This is a genomic window from Chromobacterium sp. IIBBL 290-4 (genome assembly GCF_024207115.1).
Taxonomy (GTDB): Bacteria; Pseudomonadota; Gammaproteobacteria; order Burkholderiales; family Chromobacteriaceae; genus Chromobacterium.
This window is the reverse complement of record NZ_CP100128.1, coordinates 1,395,036-1,418,568: the sequence shown is the minus strand read 5'-3', so window position 1 is coordinate 1,418,568 and position 23,533 is coordinate 1,395,036. Positions and strand designations below refer to the sequence as shown.

General features: G+C 64.6%; 24 protein-coding genes. 2 read left to right on the top strand and 22 right to left on the bottom strand.

Going from position 1 to position 23,533, the window contains the following annotated elements; genetic code table 11:
- Positions 1 to 8: 8 nt before the first annotated feature.
- From NKT35_RS06620 to zwf, 18 genes are all read right to left on the bottom strand, one after another.
- Positions 9 to 620 carry a glutathione S-transferase family protein gene (locus NKT35_RS06620; protein ID WP_254300027.1) on the bottom strand — a complete coding sequence of 204 codons (612 nt, stop codon included), beginning with the start codon at positions 618 to 620 and terminating at the stop codon, positions 9 to 11.
- Positions 621 to 639: 19 nt separating this feature from the next.
- Positions 640 to 1,560 (bottom strand): alpha/beta fold hydrolase, encoded by a 921-nt coding sequence (locus NKT35_RS06615; RefSeq protein WP_254300024.1) that lies wholly within the window; start codon positions 1,558 to 1,560, stop codon positions 640 to 642.
- 11 nt (positions 1,561 to 1,571) lie between these two features.
- Positions 1,572 to 2,153, bottom strand: coding sequence for a GNAT family N-acetyltransferase (locus tag NKT35_RS06610; RefSeq protein WP_254300021.1), 582 nt, complete (start codon positions 2,151 to 2,153; stop codon positions 1,572 to 1,574).
- Positions 2,154 to 2,220: 67 nt separating this feature from the next.
- Positions 2,221 to 2,802: a GNAT family N-acetyltransferase gene (locus NKT35_RS06605; RefSeq protein ID WP_254300020.1), complete on the bottom strand. Its 582-nt coding sequence runs from the start codon at positions 2,800 to 2,802 to the stop codon at positions 2,221 to 2,223.
- Positions 2,803 to 2,855: 53 nt separating this feature from the next.
- The gene (locus NKT35_RS06600) at positions 2,856 to 3,404 is read right to left on the bottom strand and encodes a CPBP family glutamic-type intramembrane protease (protein ID WP_254300018.1); all 549 of its coding nucleotides are present in this window, start codon (positions 3,402 to 3,404) and stop codon (positions 2,856 to 2,858) included.
- Between the two features lie 50 nt (positions 3,405 to 3,454).
- The gene (locus tag NKT35_RS06595) at positions 3,455 to 3,685 is read right to left on the bottom strand and encodes a hypothetical protein (RefSeq protein ID WP_254300016.1); all 231 of its coding nucleotides are present in this window, start codon (positions 3,683 to 3,685) and stop codon (positions 3,455 to 3,457) included.
- Between the two features lie 217 nt (positions 3,686 to 3,902).
- The gene (locus tag NKT35_RS06590; RefSeq protein ID WP_254301356.1) at positions 3,903 to 4,781 is read right to left on the bottom strand and encodes a phosphoribosylaminoimidazolesuccinocarboxamide synthase; all 879 of its coding nucleotides are present in this window, start codon (positions 4,779 to 4,781) and stop codon (positions 3,903 to 3,905) included.
- The gene (locus NKT35_RS06585) at positions 4,781 to 5,473 is read right to left on the bottom strand and encodes a DNA alkylation repair protein (protein ID WP_254300013.1); all 693 of its coding nucleotides are present in this window, start codon (positions 5,471 to 5,473) and stop codon (positions 4,781 to 4,783) included. Before NKT35_RS06585 ends, NKT35_RS06590 begins: the two co-directional genes overlap by 1 nt.
- 133 nt (positions 5,474 to 5,606) lie before the next feature.
- A complete protein-coding gene (locus NKT35_RS06580) occupies positions 5,607 to 6,737 on the bottom strand; it encodes a 5-(carboxyamino)imidazole ribonucleotide synthase (RefSeq protein ID WP_254300011.1) in 1,131 nt (376 codons plus the stop codon).
- Positions 6,737 to 7,225, bottom strand: coding sequence for a 5-(carboxyamino)imidazole ribonucleotide mutase (gene purE, locus NKT35_RS06575; protein WP_254300009.1), 489 nt, complete (start codon positions 7,223 to 7,225; stop codon positions 6,737 to 6,739). The genes NKT35_RS06580 and purE overlap by 1 nt, the downstream gene beginning before the upstream one ends.
- 125 nt (positions 7,226 to 7,350) lie before the next feature.
- Complete coding sequence (locus tag NKT35_RS06570; RefSeq protein WP_254300007.1) at positions 7,351 to 8,172, bottom strand: CPBP family intramembrane glutamic endopeptidase; 822 nt, start codon at positions 8,170 to 8,172, stop codon at positions 7,351 to 7,353.
- 158 nt (positions 8,173 to 8,330) lie between these two features.
- Positions 8,331 to 9,641, bottom strand: a complete 1,311-nt coding sequence (locus NKT35_RS06565; RefSeq protein ID WP_254300005.1) for a hypothetical protein — start codon at positions 9,639 to 9,641, stop codon at positions 8,331 to 8,333.
- 136 nt (positions 9,642 to 9,777) lie between these two features.
- Entirely contained in the window at positions 9,778 to 11,055 is a 1,278-nt protein-coding gene (gene hemL / locus NKT35_RS06560; RefSeq protein ID WP_254300003.1) for a glutamate-1-semialdehyde 2,1-aminomutase, read from the bottom strand.
- 333 nt (positions 11,056 to 11,388) lie between these two features.
- Positions 11,389 to 13,035, bottom strand: a complete 1,647-nt coding sequence (gene pgi / locus NKT35_RS06555) for a glucose-6-phosphate isomerase (RefSeq protein ID WP_254300001.1) — start codon at positions 13,033 to 13,035, stop codon at positions 11,389 to 11,391.
- A gap of 11 nt (positions 13,036 to 13,046) precedes the next feature.
- Positions 13,047 to 13,895 carry a transcriptional regulator HexR gene (hexR, locus tag NKT35_RS06550; RefSeq protein ID WP_254299999.1) on the bottom strand — a complete coding sequence of 283 codons (849 nt, stop codon included), beginning with the start codon at positions 13,893 to 13,895 and terminating at the stop codon, positions 13,047 to 13,049.
- Complete coding sequence (locus tag NKT35_RS06545) at positions 13,888 to 14,934, bottom strand: glucokinase (protein ID WP_254299997.1); 1,047 nt, start codon at positions 14,932 to 14,934, stop codon at positions 13,888 to 13,890. Before NKT35_RS06545 ends, hexR begins: the two co-directional genes overlap by 8 nt.
- A complete protein-coding gene (pgl, locus tag NKT35_RS06540) occupies positions 14,915 to 15,592 on the bottom strand; it encodes a 6-phosphogluconolactonase (protein ID WP_254299995.1) in 678 nt (225 codons plus the stop codon). Before pgl ends, NKT35_RS06545 begins: the two co-directional genes overlap by 20 nt.
- A 204-nt stretch (positions 15,593 to 15,796) precedes the next feature.
- The gene (gene zwf / locus NKT35_RS06535) at positions 15,797 to 17,275 is read right to left on the bottom strand and encodes a glucose-6-phosphate dehydrogenase (protein WP_254299993.1); all 1,479 of its coding nucleotides are present in this window, start codon (positions 17,273 to 17,275) and stop codon (positions 15,797 to 15,799) included.
- A 255-nt stretch (positions 17,276 to 17,530) separates the two neighbouring features.
- Here zwf and edd point away from each other — a divergent pair, with 255 nt between their 5' ends.
- The gene (gene edd / locus NKT35_RS06530) at positions 17,531 to 19,363 is read left to right on the top strand and encodes a phosphogluconate dehydratase (RefSeq protein WP_254299992.1); all 1,833 of its coding nucleotides are present in this window, start codon (positions 17,531 to 17,533) and stop codon (positions 19,361 to 19,363) included.
- A gap of 65 nt (positions 19,364 to 19,428) precedes the next feature.
- Positions 19,429 to 20,055 carry a bifunctional 4-hydroxy-2-oxoglutarate aldolase/2-dehydro-3-deoxy-phosphogluconate aldolase gene (locus tag NKT35_RS06525; protein WP_254299990.1) on the top strand — a complete coding sequence of 209 codons (627 nt, stop codon included), beginning with the start codon at positions 19,429 to 19,431 and terminating at the stop codon, positions 20,053 to 20,055.
- A gap of 53 nt (positions 20,056 to 20,108) precedes the next feature.
- On the opposite strand, the gene NKT35_RS06520 is transcribed toward NKT35_RS06525, so the two are convergent.
- The 4 genes from NKT35_RS06520 to tolB all read right to left on the bottom strand — a co-directional run bounded on the left by NKT35_RS06520 (position 20,109) and on the right by tolB (position 23,510).
- Positions 20,109 to 20,660 carry a hypothetical protein gene (locus NKT35_RS06520; RefSeq protein WP_254299988.1) on the bottom strand — a complete coding sequence of 184 codons (552 nt, stop codon included), beginning with the start codon at positions 20,658 to 20,660 and terminating at the stop codon, positions 20,109 to 20,111.
- A 158-nt stretch (positions 20,661 to 20,818) separates the two neighbouring features.
- Complete coding sequence (ybgF, locus tag NKT35_RS06515) at positions 20,819 to 21,565, bottom strand: tol-pal system protein YbgF (protein WP_254299982.1); 747 nt, start codon at positions 21,563 to 21,565, stop codon at positions 20,819 to 20,821.
- 121 nt (positions 21,566 to 21,686) lie between these two features.
- Positions 21,687 to 22,208 (bottom strand): peptidoglycan-associated lipoprotein Pal, encoded by a 522-nt coding sequence (pal, locus tag NKT35_RS06510; RefSeq protein ID WP_254299980.1) that lies wholly within the window; start codon positions 22,206 to 22,208, stop codon positions 21,687 to 21,689.
- A 15-nt stretch (positions 22,209 to 22,223) separates the two neighbouring features.
- On the bottom strand, positions 22,224 to 23,510 hold the full coding sequence (gene tolB, locus NKT35_RS06505) for a Tol-Pal system beta propeller repeat protein TolB (protein ID WP_254299978.1): 1,287 nt from the start codon (positions 23,508 to 23,510) through the stop codon (positions 22,224 to 22,226).
- Positions 23,511 to 23,533: the final 23 nt, after the last annotated feature.

The window sequence follows — 23,533 nt, the reverse complement described above, 5'->3', positions numbered from 1 at the left end:
GGGCTGGTTTATTCGCCGTGCTTCTCGGCGGCGCGGCGGTAGGCCGGGCGGGCTTCGATGCGGTCGACGAAGCGCGCCAGATTGGGATAACGCTGGCGGCCGTCGCCCTGGGCCGCGATCTGGGCGACGAAGGACAGCTGCACGTCGGCGCCGCTGAGCTCGTTGCCGACAAAGTAGTCGCGGCCTTCCAGCTCGCGCTCCAGATAGCCCAGATGGTTGTCCAGCTCGCTGTGGATGCGCGGGTGCAGCGGCGCGCCGGCTTCGCCCAAGGTGCCGACGTAAAGCCGCAGCAGGATGGGCAGCATGGCCGAGCCTTCGGCGTAGTGCATCAGCTGCACGTAGCGGTTGTAGTCGGGCGAGGCGGTGTCCGGCGCGAAGCGGCCATTGCCGTAGGCGCGGATCAGGTAGTCGATGATGGCGCCGGATTCGATCAGCACCTGCTCGCCGTCGCGCAGCACCGGGGCCTTGCCCAGCGGATGGATGGCCTGCAGCTCCGGCGGCGCCAGCCGGGTTTGCGGGTTGCGCTCATAGCGCACTACGGCATATTCCTGGCCCAGCTCCTCCAGCAGCCAGGTGATGCGGCGCGAGCGCGATTGGTTCAGGTGGTGGACTTCTATCATGGCGGCTCCAGGTGGGAATTCAGGCGGCGGGCGCGACGCGCGCCAGCCAGGCGAGGATATCGCTTTCCACTTGCGCGCGGTTGGTCTCGTTCAACATCTCATGCCGTCCGCCGGGATAGACCAGGCTGCGCAGATCCAACACGCCGGCGTCGCGGTAGCGGATTTCCAACTGGCCCAGCGCCAGTTTGCCCAGGCTGACCGGGTCGCGGCTGCCGGCGAACAGCAGCATCTTGCATTGGCGATTGACGCCGCCGCCATCCGCCTCATCGTCTTCCATGGCGATGATGCCGCGGAACAGATCCACCCACAGTCCCGGCGTCGGGTCGAAGCCGCAGTCCGGGTCGGCGATATAAGCGTCCACCTCGGCCGCGTCGCGGCTCAGCCAGTCCATGCCGGTGCGCCAGGGCGGGAAGCCCAGATTGAAGCTGCCGAACACCAGGGCCGCCATCAGCCGGCTGGGTTTGTCCCAACCCTGGAGCCGGCCCAGAAAACGCGCCAGCGCGCCCAGCAGCCGCGCCAGCGGGCGTTGGCGATAGCCCGTCGATGACAGGGCCAGACCGGCCAGCTGGCCGCCGTAGCGCAGGAAATAAGCGCGGGCGATGAAGCTGCCCATGCTGTGGCCCAACAGCGCGATGGGCAGGCCGGGATGCTCGGCGGCGGCGTGGCGGCGCACCGTTTCTACATCATCCACTACTTTGTTCCAGCCATCCTTGGCGGCGAAAAAGCCGCGCGGCGCGGGCGAATCTCCATGGCCGCGGTGGTCGTGCGCGTACACGGCGTAGCCGGCCGCGGCCAGCGCCTGGGCAAAGCGGTGGTAGCGGGCGGCGTACTCGCTCATGCCGTGCGAGATCAGCGCCACCGCGCGCGGCGGCGTCTCAGGCAGCCACTGGCATAGCGGGATGGCTTGGCCGTCGTCGGCGGTCAGGGTGGTGCGTTGCATGCGGGGTCCTCTTAGCCGAGCAAGACGCGGCTGTCAAAATCCGGGTTGTGCAGCGAGGTCAGCACATGGTCGCGCCAGGCGCCGTCGAGAAACAGATAATCCTTGGCCTGGCCTTCGATCACGAAGCCCAGCCGTTGTAGCAAGGCAGCGCTGCGGACATTGTGCGGCTGGTAGTTGGCCTGGATGCGGTGCAGCTGCAAGTCATCGAAGGCGAAGCGTATCGCGGCTTCCAGCGCTTCGCGCATCAAGCCCCGGCCCTCGCAAGCCCGGTCTATGCCATAGCCGAGGTGACAGGCCTGGAAAGCGCCGCGCGCGATATTGCTGAAGCTCACGGTGCCGATCACCCGCCCAGGCTCGGTCGGCGGCGTCAGCAGGAAGCGCGCGCTGCGGCCTTCGGACCAGGAGCGCGCCGCCTGGCGCATCTGCATCGCCCAATAAGCCTCGGTGTAAAACAAGGGCCCCGGACTTGGGTTCCAGGGCGCCAGATGGGCGTGGTTGCGCCGTTGGTAATCCAATACGGCCGCGGCCAAGTCTGGCTGGGCCGGCAACAGGCGCAGGCGCGGAGTGTCGAGAGTGGGCTGGAGCAGGCTCATCGCAGCGGATCTTGATGACGACAGCCTAGATAGTAGTCTTAAGGCGAAGCGGCGCTCAAGCCTGGGATCAGATCAACAGCGAGGCGGCGTCGAAACTGGGGTGGCGCAGCGAGGTCAGCGTGTGGTCGCGCCAGCCGCCGTTGATGAACAAATAATCTTTGGCCAGCCCTTCTTCAATGAAACCCAGCCTGCGCAGCAGCGCGCCGCTGCGGACGTTCTGCGGCTGGTAATTGGCCTGGATCCTATGCAGCTTCAGCTCGTCGAAGGCAAAGCGGATCAGCGCTTGCAGCGCCTCGCGCATCAGCCCCTGGCCTTCGCAGTCTTGATCTATGCCGTAGCCCAGATGGCAGGCCTGGAACACGCCGCGGACGATATTGCTGAGGCTGGCTGTGCCGATGATCCGTTCCGGCGCTCCGCGCAAGGTCAGCACATAGCGCGCTTCGCGGCCCTCGCGCCACGCTTGCGCGCGCTGCGCCAGCTGCGTTTCCCAATAGCCTTCGGTGAAAAAGTCCGGGCCCGGCTTGGGATCCCACGGCGCAAAGTGCTCTTGATTGCGTTGCCTATGGCTCAGCATGGCGGCGGCCAGCGCCGGCGCGGCCGGCAGCAGACGCAAGCGCGGAGTGTCCAGGATGGGAAGATCGAATGGCATGGCGCAGTTTTTATGACAAAGGGCAAAATGCTATCAAAATGTCGATGACATTTCTAGCCGATGGTGATGGAGGCGGTCAATGATGCCATCACCAAGGCGTTGTATAGCGCATGGGTGGTTACCGTGCTCCAGAATGCGGAGCGGCGAGAGTGCTTGCGCCAGCGCAGATAACAGTAGGCAAGAGAAAAACCCATACAGATGCCAGAAATCACACCGTAGGGAAAAGCGCGTAGGGCATGTGGTAAAAAAAATGGGACGACTGACAGTGCGTATTGATAGCGTAGACTCAGCCGCCAGCGGAGAGCTAGTTCGATAAACAAGACTTGAATCAGCAGTGTTTCTATCAGCGGCGCCATAATTACCGAGTCAAGAAAATACATCCACCACTCGCTATCCCATACTGTGTGAAATGGAACGACGCGGTTGGGATAGGTTGAGCCGACATATATGGCTATCGGTATGGCAAAAAGCACCACCAAGACAAAATTACCAACAGCTAAGGCGATGCAGAAGTTTGCTCTTGGCCAACGCGCAAGACGATCATGGGCTTTACGTAAATAAGCCAGGATTTGAGAAGGCATAATTTTGTTGTTCGGATACACGAAAGTAGGCCATTCGGAAGCCGCTGCTGCCGAATGGCTTGCGCGCCTAATTACCTTGCGCCGCCACAGTAACCGCCATTAGCGCAACTGCTGGAGTCATAGTTGCCATTCTGGTTATTTAGCCATCCCTCTGCTGCTCCCGCAGCCGCTTTGATACCGTCCCAAACCATACCAGATACAACGCCGATGCCAATTTCTGCGCCAAGACGCTTGATAGCTTCTACAGGCGCACGTCCTGCAGCAGAGATTTGCTCTAATTCCATTGAATTAAGTTCATTCATTATTATTTCCTTTTTTGATTGAGCTTAAATGCTATCAGAATCCCAATGGAATAAACTGTTGTTTTTTGTAAATTGGATGTAATTATAAAGCCATAATCAAAATGGCAATTGCTGCGATTGTCATGCTTGGTATATTGACATGATGCGGAGGAGCCTGATGTCGGCCCTATGCCGCCAGCGGAAGCCGGCGGCGGAGTGGGAAAGATACTGATGAGGCTCAGTCCGCCAGCCGTTCCAGCGCCTCGCGGTATTTGGCGGCGGTTTTCTCGCGCACCTCCAGCGGCACGGCCGGGGCCGGCGCCTGCTTGTTCCAGCCGGAAGCTTCCAGCCAGTCGCGGACGAACTGCTTGTCGAAGGACGGCGGGTTGCTGCCTGGCTGGTAACTGTCGGCCGGCCAGAAGCGGCTGGAGTCCGGCGTCAGCGCTTCGTCCATCAGCGTCAGCGTGCCGTTTTCGTCCAGGCCGAACTCGAACTTGGTATCGCAGATGATGATGCCGCGCGTGGCCGCGTATTCGGCGGCGGTTTTATACAGCAGGATGGCGGTGTCGCGCACCTTGGCTGCAAGTTCCGCGCCGACGATGGCCTCGCACCGGGCGAAGCTGATGTTCTCGTCGTGGTCGCCCACCGCCGCCTTGGTGGATGGGGTGAAGATCGGTTCCGGCAGCTTGTCGGCTTCGCGCAGGCCGGCCGGCAGGGCGACGCCGCAGATGGAACCGGATTGCCGGTATTCTTTCCAGCCGGAGCCGGCCAGATAGCCGCGCACCACCGCCTCGATCGGCACCGCCTTCAGGCGCTTGGCCACCACGGCGCGGCCTTGCACCTGCGGCAGGTCGGCCGCCGCCACCACGTCTTCCGGTTGGTCGCCGGTCAGGTGGTTGGGCACCACGTCCTTCAGTTTTTCAAACCAGAAATTGGAGATGGCGGTCAGGATCTGGCCCTTGGCCGGGATCGGGTCGTCCAGGATCACGTCGAAGGCGGACAGCCGGTCGGTGGCGATCATCAGCATGCGCTTGTCGTCGATCTCGTACAGATCGCGCACCTTGCCGGAGTAGATCTTTTTCAGGCTGGTCAGGTTGGTGGTGTTCAGTCCGGTCATCATGCTTCCTTCGCGGGCAGGGGTTTCTGTTGGATTCGTTTCAGCGCTTCGCGCCGCGACAACGGCGACAGCGCTGTGGAGGCGACGAAGCCGCGTACGGCATCGGCGTCGGTATAGCCATATTCGCGCAAGGCCCAACCTATCGCTTTGCGGATGAAGAATTCGGTGTCGTCGGCGTTGGCCGCGCAGTAGCGGAACAGTCGCTCGGCGTCGGTTTCGCGCTTCCAATATAACTGGTGCAGGATGGAGACGCGGCGCAGCCAGAAGTTATCGTCGCCGCAAAGTCGGTCCATGTCGGCCTGCAGTTCGCGATGGGCGTGAACCAGCTTGCCGACGACCCAGGCCGCCAGGCCGTCCACGGTGTCCCACCACGATTTTTCGGCGACCAGCGCCAGCAGTCTTGGCAACGCGGCGGCCGGCAGCTTGGCGGCATGGCGATCCAGCAGGTCCACCGCCACGTACTGGAATTCGCGCTCAGGCTCTCGCCACAGCCTCTCGGCCAAGGTCAGCCACACATCAGGACCGGCGGTGTCGTGGGATTTGATCCAGGCGACGGCGGCCTTGCGCCGGGCGGGCGCGGCGACGCCGAGAAAATCGAACTGCTCGCGCATATAGGCGCGCATCGCCGGCGCGCGCGATGGGTCTGCGACAGTGCTTAGCGCCGCGCGCAAGGAGACGACTTCAACGTTCATGCGCGGGCTTTCCGGGCCGTGGCATCGCGCGGCAACAAAGTAAAAAGCCCCAGGGTTCGGCTCAGTTCGGGATGGGTGAACAGGCTTACTGACAGGGGCGGGATCGCTTGCTTATACATGGGACATTTGGGGCTTACAAGGTGTCCTTCAACGCCCTGGCCTGCTCCAGCGCTTCATCGGCGCTGGCGGCCATCACATTGAAGTGGCCCATCTTGCGGCCCGGCCGTGCGGCTTTTTTGCCGTACAGATGCAGCTGGGCGTTGGGCGCTTCCATCAGCACGTCCCAGTTCGGCTCGCCGCCGCCCTCTTTCCACACATCGCCCAGCAAGTTGACCATCACCACCGGGCTGAGCAGGTCGGTGCGGCCCGGCAACAAGCCGCACATGGCGCGCACTTGCTGCTGGAACTGATCGGTGAGGCAGGCGGTGAGCGAGTAGTGGCCGGAGTTGTGCGGCCGCGGGGCGATTTCGTTGACCACCAGGCTGTCATCGGCCAGCACGAAGAACTCCACCGCCAGCACGCCGACGTAATCCAGCGCGTCGGCCAGCTTCCGGGCCATGTCCTGCGCCTGCGCCGCCAGCGCCGGGGCTATGCGCGCCGGCACGATGGATTCGTCGAGTATGCCGTCCTGGTGGATGTTTTCCGCCACCGGGAACACTGCGCTTTGCGCCGCGCTCACGCGAGTGACGATGGCCGACACTTCCAGCTTCAGGTCCAGCATCTTTTCCAGCACGCAGGCCTGGCCGCCCAGATTGGCGTAGGCGGCGCGCGCTTCGGCGGCGGTTTTTACCCGCACCTGGCCCTTGCCGTCGTAACCCAGGCGGGCGGTTTTCAGAATGCCGGGCAGATAGGGCGTGAGCTCGACCTGGATGTCTTCCACGCTTTCTATGGCCAGATAGGGCGCGGTTGGCAGGCCGGCCTTGTTGATCCAGCTTTTCTCGGCGATGCGGTCCTGGGCGATGGCCACGCAGTCGCCGGACGGCGACACGCGCGTGGTCTTGGCCAGCTCGCGCATGGCGTCGGCGTTGACGTTTTCAAACTCGGTGGTGACGGCGGCGCAGCTTTGCGCCAGTTCGCGCAGCGCGGCCGGGTCGTTGTACGGCGCGCGGATGTGGCGGTCGGCAAAGGCTGCCGCCGGCGCGTTTTCGTCCGGGTCCAGCACGGTGACGCGGTAGCCCATGGTCTTGGCGGCCACGGCGAACATGCGGCCCAGCTGGCCGCCTCCGAGTATGCCCAGCATGGCCGGCGGCAGGATGGCGGCCATTATTCGACCTCCGGCAGCGTCATCGCCAACACGGTTTGTTCTTGTTCCCGGCGGAAGGCCACCAGCTTCTCGGCCAGCTCCGGACGCGTCGTGGCCAGCATGGCCACCGCGAACAGCGCGGCGTTGGCGGCGCCGGCTTCGCCGATGGCGAAGGTGGCCACCGGAATGCCCTTGGGCATCTGCACGATGGACAGCAGCGAATCCTCGCCGCGCAGATATTTGGACGGCACCGGCACGCCCAGCACCGGCACGTGGGTCTTGGCGGCCAGCATGCCCGGCAGGTGGGCGGCGCCGCCGGCGCCGGCGATGATGGCCGCGAGGCCGCGCGGCGCGGCTTCTTCGGCATACTGGAACAACAGGTCCGGGGTGCGGTGGGCGGAGACGACGCGGGTTTCGCAGGCGATGCCGAAGCGCTTCAGCATGCTCGCGGCGTGCTGCATCACTTCCCAGTCGCTGTTGCTACCCATCACGATGCCGACTTCAATCATGGCGATGCTGCTCGCGGATGGTGAACGAAGACGGCGATTTTAACCGATGCCGCGGCTTACCCGTTATGGTTTTTTATTTTCAGATCAAGACAGTTAGCGAATATAGCTGTCTGAAATCGAAGCTTTCACGCCAGTTTCGGATAGGTGAAAAACAATAGATGCAGCAGATTGAAACCGGCATGCGCCAGCACCGCCAGCCACAATTGGCGGCGGGCGGCGTAGATCAGGCCGTAGCCTATGCCGGCTAGCGTGGCCAAGCCCACCCAGGCCCAGCCGCCGGCCAGATGCGCCAGGCCGAACAGCAAGGAGGCCGCCATCAACGCGGCGAAGGGTTCGGTGCGCAGCTCCAGCCAGCGTTGCGCGCCGGCGCGGAAGAAGGCCTCCTCCACCAGCGACACCAGGAACACATTGGCCAGCAGCCAGGCGGGCAGCCAGGCCGTCAATTTGGGCGCGAAGCCGATGATGCCGGTCAGCGCGGCCACGCCCAGCACCAGCAGCAGGGACAAGGCGCCGACGGCCGCCGCCGGCCAGCCCAATCGGCGTTCCGGCTGCGGCGAGCGGCATAGATGCAGCAACAGCATCAGCCCGGCCAAGCCTTTGTCGTAGCTCCAGAACAAGCGATAGGGCGCGCTGTCCAGGCTGGCCTTGCCCTGCCACAGCAAGGGATTGTCGAAGCCCGGCAAGGCATGCAGCGCCAGCGCCAGCAGCGCGGCGATCCACACCAGATACAGTTCCGGCCTGGGATAACGGCGCAGCGCGGCGGTGAGGCTGGCGACGGCAAGCAGCGCCAGCGCGCCCACCGGCTGCAGCAGGCCGGAGGCGAGCGCCAGCATGGCGCTGGTGATCAGAGCGATCCAGCCCGGCGCTTCCTGGCGCAGGCTGGAAGCGACCAGGCCCAGCGCCAGCAGCGCGAAGGCGGCCAGAGTGAGGGTAGGCAGGCTCAGCATGGGGTCTCCGTCATCAAGGCATGCTTGCGATGATACCTGCCGGCAAAATGCCGGGCCAGTTGCTTGGCAAGTCGCATATGCGTTTCGCAAGCCTGCCGGCTTTGGGAGCGACGCGGCCGAGCCGGTTCGCCGTCTCCTGCCGCGCCGCCGTTTTTTGACTACGCGCTCTCGCTGTCGCAGCCGCCTGTTTGGCTGGGAAGGGTCAGCAGGTGGACGAAAGCCTTGCCGTTCCAGCGCCAGATGCGGTCGCAGAAATTCGCCGAGCCGACGCGCAGGTCGCGCACGCCGACCGACATGTCCCGGGTGCGGCGCACTTCGGCGGCGGGAATGCCCAGATTGGCGCGCAGCCGGCCATTGGCATCGCGGACGAAGACCCAGACCGAGCTGCCGGCATCGCCGGAGGTGCAGCTGTCGCCGCCGCGCACCCACAACTGTTCCTGGCCGCCGTCGCGTTCGAAATGGGCATCCAGCGGGTAAGGCTGGTCGCAGCCGCGCTGGTCCACGAAGCCGGCTGCGCCGTTTTGCGCCACATAGCTCACGCCCAATTGGCCCAGCACGTCGCGCAGATCGGTCTCGGACAGCTTGCGCCCCTGGCCGAACAGCGCCTCATTGGCGTCGGTCGCCGTTTCCGGCCTTGGCGCGCGGCTGGCGCTGTCGGCCCGCATCGGCAAGCCGGCGCGCGCTCGGCAGTCGATATCGGCGCAGACATATTCCCAGCGGTTGCGGTCGAAGCGGAAGTCGAAGCCGGCCAGTTCTTTGTCCTTGCCGTCCCGTACGGTCAGCGACAGCGGATAGGCGGCGGCTTTGCTTTTGCCGGAGTCGAGCTGGTAGGCGAACTTCAGCCCCGCGGCGGTTTCGCTGTCCGGGCCGAAGATATCGCCGCCGATTTCCACTATCTTGTCGCCCTTGGGCGCGTACATATAGGGAAATTCTTCGGGCGCGTCGCCGCCGGCCGAGCGGCCGATGGCGAACCAGCCCATATAGCCGTCGCTGGACAATTGCAGCAACTGGGCTTGATCCGGGCCTGCTGCCCGGCGATTCAAAAAGTCCAGCTCGCGGCTGCCGGCGATGGGCGCCAGGGTGTCGGCATTGACGACGAAGGCGCCGATCAGCCCGCTCAAGTCCTCGTCGCTCGCGCCTTCCCGGTTGCCGCTGGCGAGCAGGTACAGCTTGCGCCGGCCATTCGCGGAGACGCGGTCCAGCGTCAGCGGCTTCAGGCAGTAATCGCCGCCGTTTTCGCGCAGGTAGTGCCAGCAGTTCAGCTTCGCGTCATGCTGCGGGCTGCCGTAGGCCTGGTCCATGACGGCGGCAGCCAGCGCGCGTCCCTCCCTCCCGGCCAGGTCCAGGTGTTCGGTCTTGACGCCGTTCTTGTCCCACAGCGCCCAGGCCGCCCAGGCCCCGATGGCCAGCGCGCCTATGCCGGCGGCCAGAAGCAGGCCGGTTTTTCTGTTTAGTCCCTTGTTTCTCAACTGCCGCAATGTCCCGCAGACCTCATGGGTCCGTATAGTTTTTTGAATACCTTGGGCATTCTATCAAGTCGCCTTGTTTTATCCAGCGCAACAAAAAAGGAGCCGAAGCTCCTTGTCGCTGCGCTGCCGCGCGGACTCAAACGCGCGCGAAGGCGCGGCCGGCGGCGGCGATGGTCTGCTCAATCATTTCATCGCTGTGGGCGATGGAGACGAAGCCGGCTTCGTAAGCCGACGGCGCGAAGTAAATGCCCTCGTCCAGCATGGCGTGGAAGAAGCGCTTGAAGCGCTCGATGTCGCAACCGGTGGCCTCGGCGTAGGACTTGGGCGCCTGGGCGCTGAAATAGAAGCCGAACATGCCGCCGACGCTGTCGGTGGACAGCGTGACGCCGGCCTTCTTGGCTTCCTCGGCCAAGCCTTGCGCCAGACGGGCGGTGCGGCCGCCCAGCGTTTCGTAGAAGCCCGGTTGCTGGATCAGCTTCAGCGTGGCCATGCCGGCGGCGACGGACAGCGGGTTGCCGGACAGGGTGCCAGCCTGGTAGACAGTGCCCAAGGGCGCGATCTTGCCCATGATGTCGGCGCGGCCGCCGAAGGCCGCCAGCGGCATGCCGCCGCCCACCACCTTGCCCAACGTGGTCAGGTCCGGGGTGATGCCGTGCAGGCCCTGGGCACACGTTTTGGCCACGCGGAAGCCGGTCATCACCTCGTCGTAGATCAGCACCGAACCGTGCTTTTCAGTCAACTGGCGCAAAGCCTGCACAAACTCGCGCGACGGTTGGATCAGATTCATATTGCCGGCGATTGGCTCCAGGATCACGCAGGCGATCTTGTCGCCGATCTCGGCGAAGGTGCGGGACAGCTGCTCCACGTCGTTGTACTGCAGCACCAGCGTGTGCTGGGTGAAATCGGCCGGCACGCCGCCGGAGGACGGGTTGCCGAAAGTGAGCAGGCCGGAGCCGGCCTTGACCAGCAGGCTGTCGGAGTGGCCGTGGTAGCAGCCCTCGAACTTGACGATCAGGTCGCGGCCGGTGAAGCCGCGCGCCAGGCGGATCGCGGTCATGGTCGCCTCGGTGCCGGACGATACCAGCCGCACTTGCTCGACCGACGGCAGCAGCTTGCAGATTTCCTCGGCGATCACCACCTCGCCCTCGGTCGGCGCGCCGAAGGACAGGCCGCCGACAGCGGCATCCTGCACCGCCTTCACCACTTCCGGGTGGGCGTGGCCGACGATGGCCGGGCCCCAGGAGCCGACATAGTCCAGATACTGTTTGCCATCGGCGTCCCAAAAGTAAGCGCCTTCGGCGCGGGCGACGAAGCGCGGCGTGCCGCCTACCTGGCCGAAAGCGCGCACCGGCGAATTGACGCCGCCGGGGATGACTTTCTTGCCACGTTCGAACAGTTCCAGATTGCGGGACATGAGGATTTCCTTGTCTGGCGGCGCGGGCCGCGGGTATGAGGGCGCGGCGCAGAAGACATGGCCGCATCATGGGGCATTTTACCGCATGCGCGGGCTAGCCGGGTGGCTGTGGGTAACTATCGGAAAAGGGGATGGTTGTGGATAAGGCGCCTATCGCTGCTGGGCAGCGGTAGGGCGGAAGCCCGGTTTTATCGGGCGTTCCGCCGAAGCTTTAGGACGTTCCGTCGTGACTTTTTACCCAGTTGTAGGCGGAACGCCGCTTTGCGGCTTCCGCCCTGCATCGGCCATGCGGCGCGAAGCGCGGGTTGGCTTTGCCCTACCCGCGAACGAGGCTCAGCGCGCGTTGGTCTGGCGATACAGTTCGATCAGGCGGCGGGTGGAGCAGTCGTGCTCGGCGTGTTCAAGCTTGCCGGTCAACTCGGCGTGGATGGTCTTGGCCAGTTGCTTGCCCAATTCCACGCCCCACTGGTCGAAGCTGTTGATATGCCAGATCACGCCCTGGACGAAGATCTTGTGCTCGTACAGCGCGATCAGCGAACCCAGGTTGCGCGGGTCCAGCCGGCTCATCAGCAGGGTGTTGGTCGGGCGGTTGCCGCCGAACACCTTGTGCGGCACCAGCGCTTCCAGCGCCTCGCCTTGCAGGCCCTGCTCGGCCAGCTCGACGCGCACTTCCTCGGCCGTTTTGCCGCGCATGAAGGCTTCGGCCTGGGCGAACACATTGGCCAGCAGGATTTCATGGTGGCCCGGCAGATTGGAGCGGTTCTCCAGCGAGGCGATCAGGTCGATAGGCGAGATGTGGGTGCCCTGGTGCAAGAGCTGGAAGAAGGCGTGCTGGCCGTTGATGCCGGTTTCGCCCCAGATGATGGGCGCGGTTTCGTAGTTGACCGGCTGGCCGGACAGCGTCACCTGCTTGCCGTTGGACTCCATGTCCAGTTGCTGGATGAAGGCCGGCAGGCGGTGCAGGTACTGGTCATAAGGCGCGATCACATGGCTGCCGCCGCCGTAGTAGTTGATGTACCACACGCCTATCATGGCCAGCAGCACCGGCATGTTCTGCTCGAACGGCGCGTTCATGAAGTGCTGGTCCATGATGTGGGCGCCGTTGAGCAGCTCGGTGAAGTTCTCCTCGCCCAGATACAGCATGATGGGCAGGCCGATGGCCGACCACAGGCTGTAGCGGCCGCCCACCCAGTTCCAGAATTCAAACATATTGGCCGGGTCGATGCCGAACTCGGCGACGGCCTTCTGGTTGGTGGAGACGGCGACGAAATGCTTGGCCACCGCGCCTTCTTCGCGCGCGTACTTGAGGAACCACTCGCGCGCGGTCAGCGCGTTGGTGAGGGTTTCCTGGGTGGTGAAGGTCTTGGATTCCACCACGAACAGGGTGGTCTCCGGGTGCACTTTCTTCAGCGTTTCCTTCAGCTGCGCGCCGTCCACATTGGAGACGAAGTGCATGTTCAGCCGCGGATGGCCGAAGGGCTTCAGCGCGCTACAGACCATCAGCGGGCCGAGGTCGGAGCCGCCGATGCCGATGTTGACGATGTCGGTGATGGGCTGGTTGGTGTAGCCCAGCCAGTCGCCGGAGCGCACCGCGTGGGCGAAGCGGCCCATCCGCTCCAGCACCGAGTTCACCTGCGGCATCACGTCTTCGCCGTCCACCACGATGGGCGAATTGGTGCGGTTGCGCAGCGCCACGTGCAGTACCGAGCGCTCCTCGGTGCGGTTGATCTTGTCGCCCTTGAACATCGCCTTGATGCGGGCGGGCAGGCCGGCTTCGCGCGCCAGCTGCATCAGGCCCAGCAAGGTGGCGTCGGTGATGCGGTTCTTGGAATAGTCGAGGAACAGGCCGCCCACTTCCAGCGAGTAGCGCTCCGCTCGCTCCGGATCCGCCGCGAACAGCTCGCGCATGTGCAGATGCTTGGCCTCGGCGAAGTGGTCCCAGAGGGCTTGCCAGGCCGGCAGTTCGGTCAGTTCACTCATGATGTTTCGTCCTATTCCGGTTGTTTATTGTCCAGCCTGCGGTTTTTCAGACTGTGCTTGGTCTTTTCCAGCTGGCGGATCAGACCGGGGCCGCGGCGCAGCGCCACGCTGACCGCCAGGATGTCGATCTGCACCAGATGCACGATGCGCGAAATCATCGGGCTGTAGGTTTCGTTGTCTTCCAGCGTGTCGGCGATCAGCGATACGGTGGCGCGGCGCGCCAAGGGCGAACCGCTGGTGGTCAGTGCGATCACCCGCGCGCCGGAGGCGATGGCCACGTCCACCGCTTCCAGCAATTCCAGCGTGCGGCCGGAGCTGGAGATGGCCACCAGCACGTCGTCCGGGCCCAGCACCGACGCCGCCATCATCTGGATGTGGGTGTCGGAATAGGCGACGGTGGGAATGCCGAAACGGAAGAACTTGTGCTGGGCGTCGGCGGCGATGATGCCGGAGTTGCCCAGGCCGTAGAATTCGATGCGGTTGGCGTCGGCTAGCAGCTGCACCGCGGCTTCAATCGCCTGCGGATTGACGTCGTTGCGGCACTTGAGCAGCGCCGACACGGTGTTGTCGAACACCTTGGCCACGATCTCGGAGGTCGGGTCTTCCGGGCGCACGCTGGAGTGCACATAGGGCACGCCGGTCACCAGGCTGCCGGCCAGCTTGAGCTTGAAGTCGGGCAGGCCGGAGCAGCCGACGGTGCGGCAGAAGCGGATGACCGTGGGCTGGCTGACGCCGGCGCTCTTGGCGATGTCGGCCACCGCCGCCTGAATCACCGTGTAAGGTTGTTCCAGCACCAGCTCGGCCACCTTGCGCTCGGCCGCCGACAGCAATTCCAGCTGGCCGCGGATGCGATCAAGCATGCATGTCTCCTGCTGAGCCGCCGCGTGGAGGCGCGGACGCGGGCACTGGATCGACACCGCCGCGCGCCGCCAGGTGGGTCGCCAGATGGGCGGCCACGCCCGGCAGGGCCGGATAGGCGCTAGTGATCAAATAAACCGGAATGTCCGACAGAAAGGCCGACGATCGTCCTTTGTCCTCGAAGCGGCGGCGAAATGGGGATTGTTCAAAAAAACCGCTTATACGCGGCACAATACCACCACCTATGTATACCCCGCCACGGGCACCGAGGGTCAAGGCCAGATTTCCGGCGGCGGAGCCGAGCAGGCCGCAGAAGATTTCCAGCGTTTCGCGGCAGCGTTCGTCGCGGCCGGACGCGCCGCGCGCGCAGATGTCGGCGGGCTCTTCCGCCGCATCCGGCTCGCCGTCGCGGGCCTTCAGGGCTTGGTGAATCAGCGCCAGGCCGGGGCCGGACAGCAGCCTTTCATTGGAAACATGGCCGAAGCGGGCGGCCGCGTAGCGCCAGATCTGGATTTCGCGCTCGTCGGCGGGGGCGAAGGAGACATGGCCGCCTTCGCCGGACAATGGCGTCCAGCCGTCGGCATGCGGAACCAGGCCGGAGACGCCCAGGCCGGTGCCGGGGCCGATCAGCGCCAACGGCGAGCCGGCGCGCGGCGCGGCGCCGCCGACTTGCAGCAGCTGTGCCGGCGCAAGCTTGGGCAAGGCCAAGGCCAGCGCGGTGAAATCATTGAGCAGCAGCAGCGTGCTCAGGCCCAGCGCGCGGCGCGTCGTCTCAATCGAAAACGACCAATGGCAATTGGTCATTTTCACTTGGTCGCCGTTAAGCGGATTGGCGATGCCGATGGCCGCGTGGGCCACGCGGCGGGCGCCCACTTGGGCCAAGTAGTCGGCGGCGGCTTCGGCCAGTCCGGGATAGGCCGAGGTGGGCAGCGTCAGGATGTCCTCGATGACGCCCGGGCCGGTCTCCAGCGCGAAGCGGGCGTTGCTGCCGCCGATATCGCCGAGCAGGCGCGGCCAGGCTTCAGGCAGACCAGTAGACATCGAGCGGCACCTTGTTTTGGGCCAGGAAATGGCTGATCGGCAGCGCGTCGTTCGGGCCGCGGGCGGCCTGGTCCAGCACCTCGCGTTTTTTAGCGCCCTGGATGGACAGGATCAGGCTGCCGGCTTGCAGCAGCGCGGCGTAGCTCATCGACACGCGGCGGTGCGGCGCGGTTTGAGGGGTGACGGCCAACAGCGGCGCCAGGCCGGCAGGGTTCAGGCCGGCTGCCAGTTCCGGCGCGCCGGGGAACAGCGAGGCGGTGTGGCCGTCCTCGCCCATGCCCAGGATGGCGACGTCCGGCGCGGCGAAGTCGCGGCAGGCGGCGGCCACTTCGGCGGCGATGTCGGCGGCTTCGCCCACCAGCGGCAGGAAGCGGGCCGGCGCGGCGCGGTTCTGCAGCAGGTATTGGCGCACCAGGCTGGCATTGCTGTCGGCGTGGTCCTGCGGCACGAAGCGTTCGTCCACCAGGGTGACGGTGACGCGCGCCCAGTCTATCGCCATTTCGGACATCAGCTGGAAAAACGGGATGGGCGATTTGCCGCCGGACACGGCCAGCACCGCCTGGCCGCGGCTTTCAATCGCGGCGGACAGGCGGGAGGCCACGCTGTTGGCCAGGGCGTTGGTCTGTTGCGTAGCATCGGAGAATTCCAGCCAGTTCATGCGCGTACCTCGGTTGTTTCTTGGATGGGGAGGGAAAACGGCTTAGGGCTTTTTCCATCCCTGACGGTATTTTCGTAGGGCGGGAGCCCCTGAGGGGCGTTCCGCCGCGATCCTGTCTTGTCGCTGCTGTTGGCGGGCGTTCCGCCATATGCGGCGCTGAAGATGAAAAAGGCGGAACGCCCCCGTGGGGGCTTCCGCCCTACTTTAGCACTCCTCGTGCCAGCTGATGCCGTCGCGCGACAGCAGCGCGCTGGAGGCTGCCGGGCCCCAACTGCCGGCGGTGTATTGCTTGGGCGGGTTGTTGGTGCTGGCGGCCCAGGTGTCCATGATGGGCTCCACCCAGCGCCAGGCTTCGATCAGCTCGTCGCGGCGCATGAACAGCGCCAGTTTGCCGCGGATCACGTCCAGCAGCAGGCGTTCGTAGGCGTCGGCGCGGCGCACCTTGAAGGCCTTGTAGAAGTCCAGGTCCAGGTAGGTCGGCTGCAGGCGCATGGTGTCGCCCGGCTCCTTGGCCAGGAAGTACAGGCGGATGCTTTCCTCCGGCTGCAGGCGGATCACCAGCCGGTTGGCGTGATGGTTTCCGCCCAGCGGGCCGGAAAACACCTGGTGCGGCACATCGCGGAAATTGATGACGATCTCGGCCAGCCGCTCTTGCATGCGCTTGCCGGTGCGCAGGAAGAAAGGCACGCCGGCCCAGCGCCAGTTATCGATCTCGGCCTTGATGGCGACGAAGGTTTCGGTCTGGCTGTGCTCGGGAATGCCGGTTTCGTCCAGATAGCCCACCACCGGCTGGCCGCCGCTGGCGCCGGCCTTGTATTGGCCGCGCACGGTCTTGGTGGCGACCTCTTGTTCGGTGAAGGGGCGCAGCGCTTTCAGCACTTTCAGTTTTTCATCGCGCACCGCGTCGGCTTCCAGGTTGGCCGGCGGCTCCATGGCCACGATACAGAGCAGCTGCAGCAGGTGGTTCTGCACCATGTCGCGCAACGCGCCGGTGCCGTCGTAGAAGTCGCCGCGGCTGCCCACGCCCAGCTCTTCCGAGATGGTGATCTGCACATCGTGTATCCATTCGCGGCGCCACAGCGGCTCGAACAGCGCGTTGGCGAAGCGGATGGCCATCAGGTTCTGCACCGACTCCTTGCCCAGGTAGTGGTCGATCCGGTACAGCTGTTCTTCCTTGAAGAAGCGCGCGACATCGTCGTTGATCTCGTTGGACGACTCCAGATCGGTGCCCAGCGGTTTTTCCAGCACCACGCGGACGTTGTCGCGGTTCAGGCCGACGGCGGCCAGGTTGTCGCAGATGCCGGCGAACAGATGGGGCGCGGTGGCCAGATAACAGACCACCACCTTGTCGCTATCGGCGCCGATTTTTTCCGCCAGCGCCGGGAAGTCGGCCGCTTGCGAGGCATCCACTTTCAGATAGTCGATGCGCGCGCAGAAGCTTTGCCAGGCGGCGTCGTCGAAGTGGCTCTTGATGTGGATGCGGGATTGTTTTTCGACGGAAGCCAGGTAGTCGTCGCGGCTCAGGTCCTTGCGGCCCAGCGCCAGAATGCGGCCTTGCTCGTTGAGCAGGCCGGCGGCATGCGCCTGATACAGGGAAGGCAGCAGCTTGCGCATCACCAGATCGCCGGCGCCGCCGAACAGCACCATGTCGAAGGCCGGGGTAGGGGTAGAACGAGTCTCCATCCTGATCTTCCATCTTTGCAGTGTATTAGATGTAGTTATATTACCATCGGATGTTGCGCTGTCTATGCCCGCGCGCGCGCTGTGGCCGCTTTTGCAACACCATTTGCCTTGGCTCAAAATTTGGAGGAATACATTGGAAAATCTGCGGATGATAGTGGATATTCGCGTTTAAGCGCCGCAGGCGGCGCGTAGTCCGCCTTGCATTTTGCGTGTAGTAAAACTACTATCAAACCCAATTCAACACGGAACGTCATCATGGCTTTGCATCCCACCCTGTCCGCCGTTACCGACCGCATTGTCGCGCGCAGCCAGTCGCGCCGCAGCGCTTATCTCGCGCGCGTGCGCGCCGCCGCACAACAAGGCCGGGTGGAGCGGGCCCATCTGTCGTGCACCAATCTCGCCCACGCTTTTGCGGCGATGCCGGACGCGATGAAGATCCACTTGAAAGAAGAGCACCGTCCTAATCTGGCGATTGTGTCTTCCTACAATGACATGCTGTCGGCCCACCAGCCGCTGCAAGCCTTTCCCGCCTGGCTGAAAGAGGCCGCGCTGGCGGCCGGCGCCACCGCCCAGTTCGCCGGCGGCGTGCCGGCGATGTGCGACGGCGTGACCCAGGGCCAGGCCGGCATGGAACTGTCGCTGTTCAGCCGCGACGTCATCGCCATGAGCACCGCCGTGGCGCTGAGCCACCAGATGTTCGACGCCGCCCTGTACCTGGGCGTGTGCGACAAGATCGTGCCGGGCCTGATGATAGGCGCGCTGACTTTCGGCCATCTGCCGGCGCTGTTCGTGCCGGCGGGTCCGATGACCACCGGCATCGCCAATGACGACAAGGCCAAGGTGCGCCAGTTGTACGCCGAAGGCAAGGTCGGCCGCGACGCGCTGCTGGAGTCGGAGTGCCAGTCCTACCACGGCCCCGGCACCTGTACCTTTTATGGTACCGCCAACTCCAACCAGATGCTGATGGAGATCATGGGCCTGCACCTGCCGGGCGCCGCCTTCGTCAATCCGAACACGCCGCTGCGCGAGGCGCTGACCCGCGCCGCCGCCGGCCAGGCCGCCAAGATCGCCGCCCAGGGCGAGCAGTTCACCCCGGTGGGCGAGATGATCGATGAAAAATCCATCGTCAACGCCATCATCGGCCTGCTGGCCACCGGCGGCTCCACCAACCACACCATGCACATCGTCGCCATCGCCCGCGCTGCCGGCATCAATGTCAACTGGGACGATTTCGACGAGCTGTCGGCCATCATCCCGCTGCTGGTGCGCGCCTACCCCAACGGCAAGGCCGATGTGAACCACTTCCATGCCGCCGGCGGCATGGGCTTCGTGATCCGCGAACTGCTGTCGGCCGGCCTGCTGCATGAGGATGTGGGCACGGTGATGGGCCGCGGCCTGTCGCATTTCACCCAGGAACCGTGGCTGGACAAGGGCGAGCTGAAATGGCGCGATGCCCCGGCGGTCAGCGGCGACGACAGCGTGCTGCGTCCGGCGTCCAACCCCTTCTCCGCCGACGGCGGCCTGAAGCTGATGGCCGGCAATATCGGCCGCGGCGTGATCAAAGTGTCGGCGGTGAAGCCGGAGCATCGCGTGGTGGAAGCGCCGGCGGTGGTGTTCCACGACCAGAACGACATGCTGGCGGCGTTCAAGCGCGGCGAGCTGGAAAAAGACTTCGTGGCGGTGATCCGCTTCCAGGGCCCGCGCGCCAACGGCATGCCGGAACTGCACAAGCTGACCCCGGCGCTGACCATTCTGCAAGAGCGCGGCTTCAAGGTGGCGCTGGTGACCGACGGCCGCATGTCCGGCGCGTCCGGCAAGGTGCCGGCCGCCATCCACATTTCGCCGGAAGCGTTGTCCGGCGGCGCCATCGGCAAGATCAAGGACGGCGACCTGATCCGCGTCGACGCCGAAACCGGCGAGCTGTCCGCGCGGGTAGACGCCGCCGAATGGGCCGCGCGCGAACAGGTTCAGGCCGATTTGTCGCACAATGAGTACGGCATGGGCCGCGAGCTGTTCTCGGTGTTCCGCCATCTGGCCGACGAGGCCGAGGCCGGCGCGATGAGCTTCCGCCATCCGGCCTGGAACTGAACTGGCTTGAACGATTCGGCAGGACGGCGCGCTTCAGGCGCGTCGGCCGCTAACAGGAGAAAAAAATGGATGCTTTGACTGTACTGCGCCAGGGCCCGGTGGTTCCGGTGATCATCGTCAACGACGCCGCCGTGGCGGTGGACCTGGCCCACGCGCTGGTGGCCGGCGGCATCAAGGTGCTGGAAGTGACGCTGCGCACCAAGGCCGCGCTGGCGGCGATGCGCCGCATGCGCGACGAAGTGCCGGAAGCCATCGTCGGCGCCGGCACGCTGCGCAACCGCGCCCAGTTGGAAGCGGCTGTGGACGCCGGCGCGCAGTTCGGCATCAGCCCGGGCTTCACCGGCGAATTGGCCTCGGCGGCGCGCGCGTCCAGCCTGACGCTGATCCCCGGCATCGCTACCCCGTCCGAAGCGATGTGGGCGCAAGACGAAGGCTTCAACACGCTGAAGCTGTTCCCGGCCGAAGCCGTCGGCGGCGTCAAGCTGCTGAAGTCTTTGGCCAGCCCTTTCCCGGACCTGCGCTTCTGCCCGACCGGCGGCATCGACATCAAGAAGGCGCCGGAATACCTGGCGCTGCCGAATGTGCTGGCCGTGGGCGGCAGCTGGCTGACGCCGGACGACGCCATCGCCGCCCGTGACTGGGACCGCATCACCCAACTGGCGCGCGAAGCCTGCCAATTGTCGGCGGGTTGATCTCGACCTTCGCCAAACAAGACAGGCCGCGATGCGGCCTGTTTTTTTTTGTCTTATTTGGCGCTGGCAGGCGCGCCGGCTTGCGCCAAGGGCGGGACATTCAGGCGCGCCCGTTCCGCATCATCGACGGCGGCGGCGTCTATCGGGCTGAGCTTCAGCTTGCCGGCGGCGTCGCGCTCGAACTGGGTGCCGTACCACTGCGGTTTGCCCAGTTTCAGCAGCAAGCGGTCCCAGCTTGCCGCCGTGAGCCAGCGGGTTTCCGGTTTGGCGTCGTCTAGCGTCTGGGCGAGCGTGGCCAAGGAAAAGGCGAGCCGGTAGTCGTCGGCGCTGTCGCCGTGTTGAAACACCATGGCGGCGGCGAAATAATCGGCCGAGGAGTGTAGTTTTGCTTCTCGCAGCAGCTGCAGCATGGTTTCGCGCCTTTGTTGGTCGCGCGCCCGCAAGGCGGGCCAGTCTTGTTTTTCGGAGGGCTGCGACTTCAGTTGCTTACGGTCTGCCTGATCCTGTTGGTAAAGCGTTTGCGCGGGACTACTGATGGTTTCGGCATGGGCATGGGCGTGGGCAAGGGCGAAGCTGACGGTGATGACGGCGAGAGCGGAACGCATGGGATGGTTTCGTCAGAAAATATCCAGGCTATCCAATTTCAATGCCTTTGTCATTGTCGTGGGACGACAGAATCGCGCTGCAACGCAGTAGAAGGGGGTAAAGCGGTGTGGGTCGCGGGTATGGCCTGGGGCCAACCCGCGCTACGATGGCGCAACCGTTATAGCTTGGCCAGCGCCTGTTTGGCTTTCTGCGCCGAATCGGTCTTGGGGTAGAGCTTGATCAGGCGGCGGTAGGTGGCCTTGGCTTGATCCACCTGGCCCAGGTCGCGCTGGCAGTTGCCGATATTGCGCAGGGCTTCCGGCGCGAAGTGGCTGTTGGGATATTGCTCGACGAAGCGGCGGTGGATGTCGATGGCGGAATCGTATTGGCGCAGCGCGGTGTGGGCGACGCCCAGCCAGTAGCTGGCCTCGGCGGCCTGCGGCGCTTGCGGGTTCTGCTGGATGAACAGCGACAGCGCGTTGATGGCGCGCGGGAAATCGCGCGAACGCAAGAGATTCAGCGCCTTGTCGTAATCCGGCGCGGACTGGCTGTCCCCGGCGACGGCGGCCTGCTGCTGGGCGGCGGGCTGCGACGCATCCTGTTTGCCCGGCGCGCCTTCCAGCTTGCCCAGGCGGCCGTCCAGATCGTTATACAGATCATTCTGGCGCTTTTGCGTGGTTTGCAGATTGTAGTTCAACACTTCCACGTCGCCGCGCAGCTTGGCGACTTCAGCCTTCAGGCTGTCCACCTGGCTGACCATTTCCAACAGTTTGTCGTTGGACAGCTTGGTTTCCACCGCGGCGATGCGGTTGGTGGCTTGCTGGTTTACCTGGGCCAGTTGGCGGCGGGTCTCTTCCAGATCGCTGGTGGACGCGCAGCCGTTCAGGAACAGCAACAGCGCGCTACTGAGGGCGAGGCGTTTCATGGGTATCCCGAAAGTAGAATGGAACAGCCGGATATCATAGCGGTTTGGCGCATTCGCGCCAGCCCCGACGATATCCGGCTTGGCACCGGCCGGGCAGGCTCAGCCGACCGGCAGGCCCGCCTTACTGGCCTTGGTAGACGATGTCGGCGCGGCGGTTTTCGGCGTAGTCGGCGTCGGTGTTGCCGGTGGCCTTAGGCTTTTCCTTGCCAAAGCTGACGGCTTCCAGCTGCTGTTCCTTCACGCCCAGCACTTGCATGGCGTGCTTGACGCTTTCGGCGCGGCGTTGGCCCAGGGCCAGGTTGTATTCGCGGCTGCCGCGGGCGTCGGTGTTGCCTTGGATGATGACCTTCTTGCCATCCTGGCTCTTCAGGTAATCGGAGTGGTTGGCGACGGTGGTTTTGCCTTCGCCGTCGATGGCGGAGGAGTCGAAGGCGAAATACACGCTGCGCTTGGCCAGCGGGCTGTTCGGGTCGTTCAGCGGATCCATGGCAGCTTGCGGCGCGGTGGTGCCGGAGGTGACCGGCGCTTCCACTTTCGGAGCCGGAGCGGCCGGCGCGGCCGGGGTTTCAGCCGGCTTGGTGCTGGCGCAGGCGGCGAGCAGGGTGGCGACGCTGGTGGCGAGGGCGAGTTGTTTCAGGTTCATTGTTTGGCTCCCAAATCAAGGATTATTGAATGGACCCCATGCCGGGTCCTGTACATCACCATTGAGCACTGCCAGTTTCACCTTGCTGCTGCCGTCGGCGGTAGCCGCGTACAACACGCTTCTGCCGCCGATATCGCTGGAGTACAGCACCATGCTGCCGTTAGGGGCGAAGCTTGGGCGCTCACTGTAACTACCATCTGACAATAGACGAGTGTCATTAGTTGCAAGGTCTTGCGAGATTACTTTGAAATTGCCCGCGGCGCGGCGAATATAGGCCAAGGTTTTGCCATCCGGCGAGATTTTGGGCGAAACATTGTAATTGCCCTCGAAGGTCACGCGCTGGGCGTCGCCGCCATACAGCGGCACGCGATAGATCTGCGGGCTGCCGCTGCGGTCGGAAACGAAGTACACCATGCTGCCGTCGGGGCTGAAGGTCGGCTCGGTGTCGATGCCGCCATTGCTCATCAGCCGGCGCGGCGAGCCGCCGGCGGCATTGATGATGTAGACCTGCGAGTTGCCGCTGGTGGTCAGCACCACCGCCAGCTTGCTGCCGTCCGGGCTCCAGGCCGGCGCGGAATTGCTGCCCTTGAAGTTGGCGGCGACGCGGCGCTGGCCGGTGGCTAGGTCTTGAATCCAGATCACCGGCTTCTGGCTGGCGAAGGACACATAGGCGATGTAGCGGCCGTCCGGGCTCCAGCTGGGCGAGATGATGGGTTCGGTCGAACGCAGAATGGTCTGGCTGCGCTGGCCGTCCACATCGGAAATCTGCAAGGCGTAGCTGCGGCCGGATTTCAGCACATAGGCGAGACGGGTGTTGAAGAAGCCTTTCTGGCCGGTGATGGCTTCATAGATCATGTCCGCTATCGCGTGCGCCACCTGGCGGCTGCGGTCCGGCGTGACGGTGAATTCGCCGCCGGTCAGCTGCTTGTGCTGGGAAATGTCCATCAGCCGGAAGCTGATCTTGATCTGGCCGCCGGCAACGTTTTCCACCTTGCCGATGGCGATGGACTGCGCGCCTGCCGCCTGCCACAGCGGATAGCGGATGTCGGCGGGCTCGAACGGCACATTGGCGACGGTGGACGGATCCACCATGCGGAAGGCGCCGGACAGTTCCAGGTCGTTGCGGATCACCGGCGTCAGATTGCCCTGGATCGGGCCTTCGTCCTTGAACGGCGTGACGGCGATGGCGTGGCGGCTGGCGCCGCCGCCGATGATTTCGATATTCAGTTCGGCGCGGGCGCTGCCGGCGACCAGCATCGCCGCCACCAGCACGCCCCGCAGCAGGGCTTTCAGACTCGACATGTTTTCCTCAAGGCTTCGCGCCG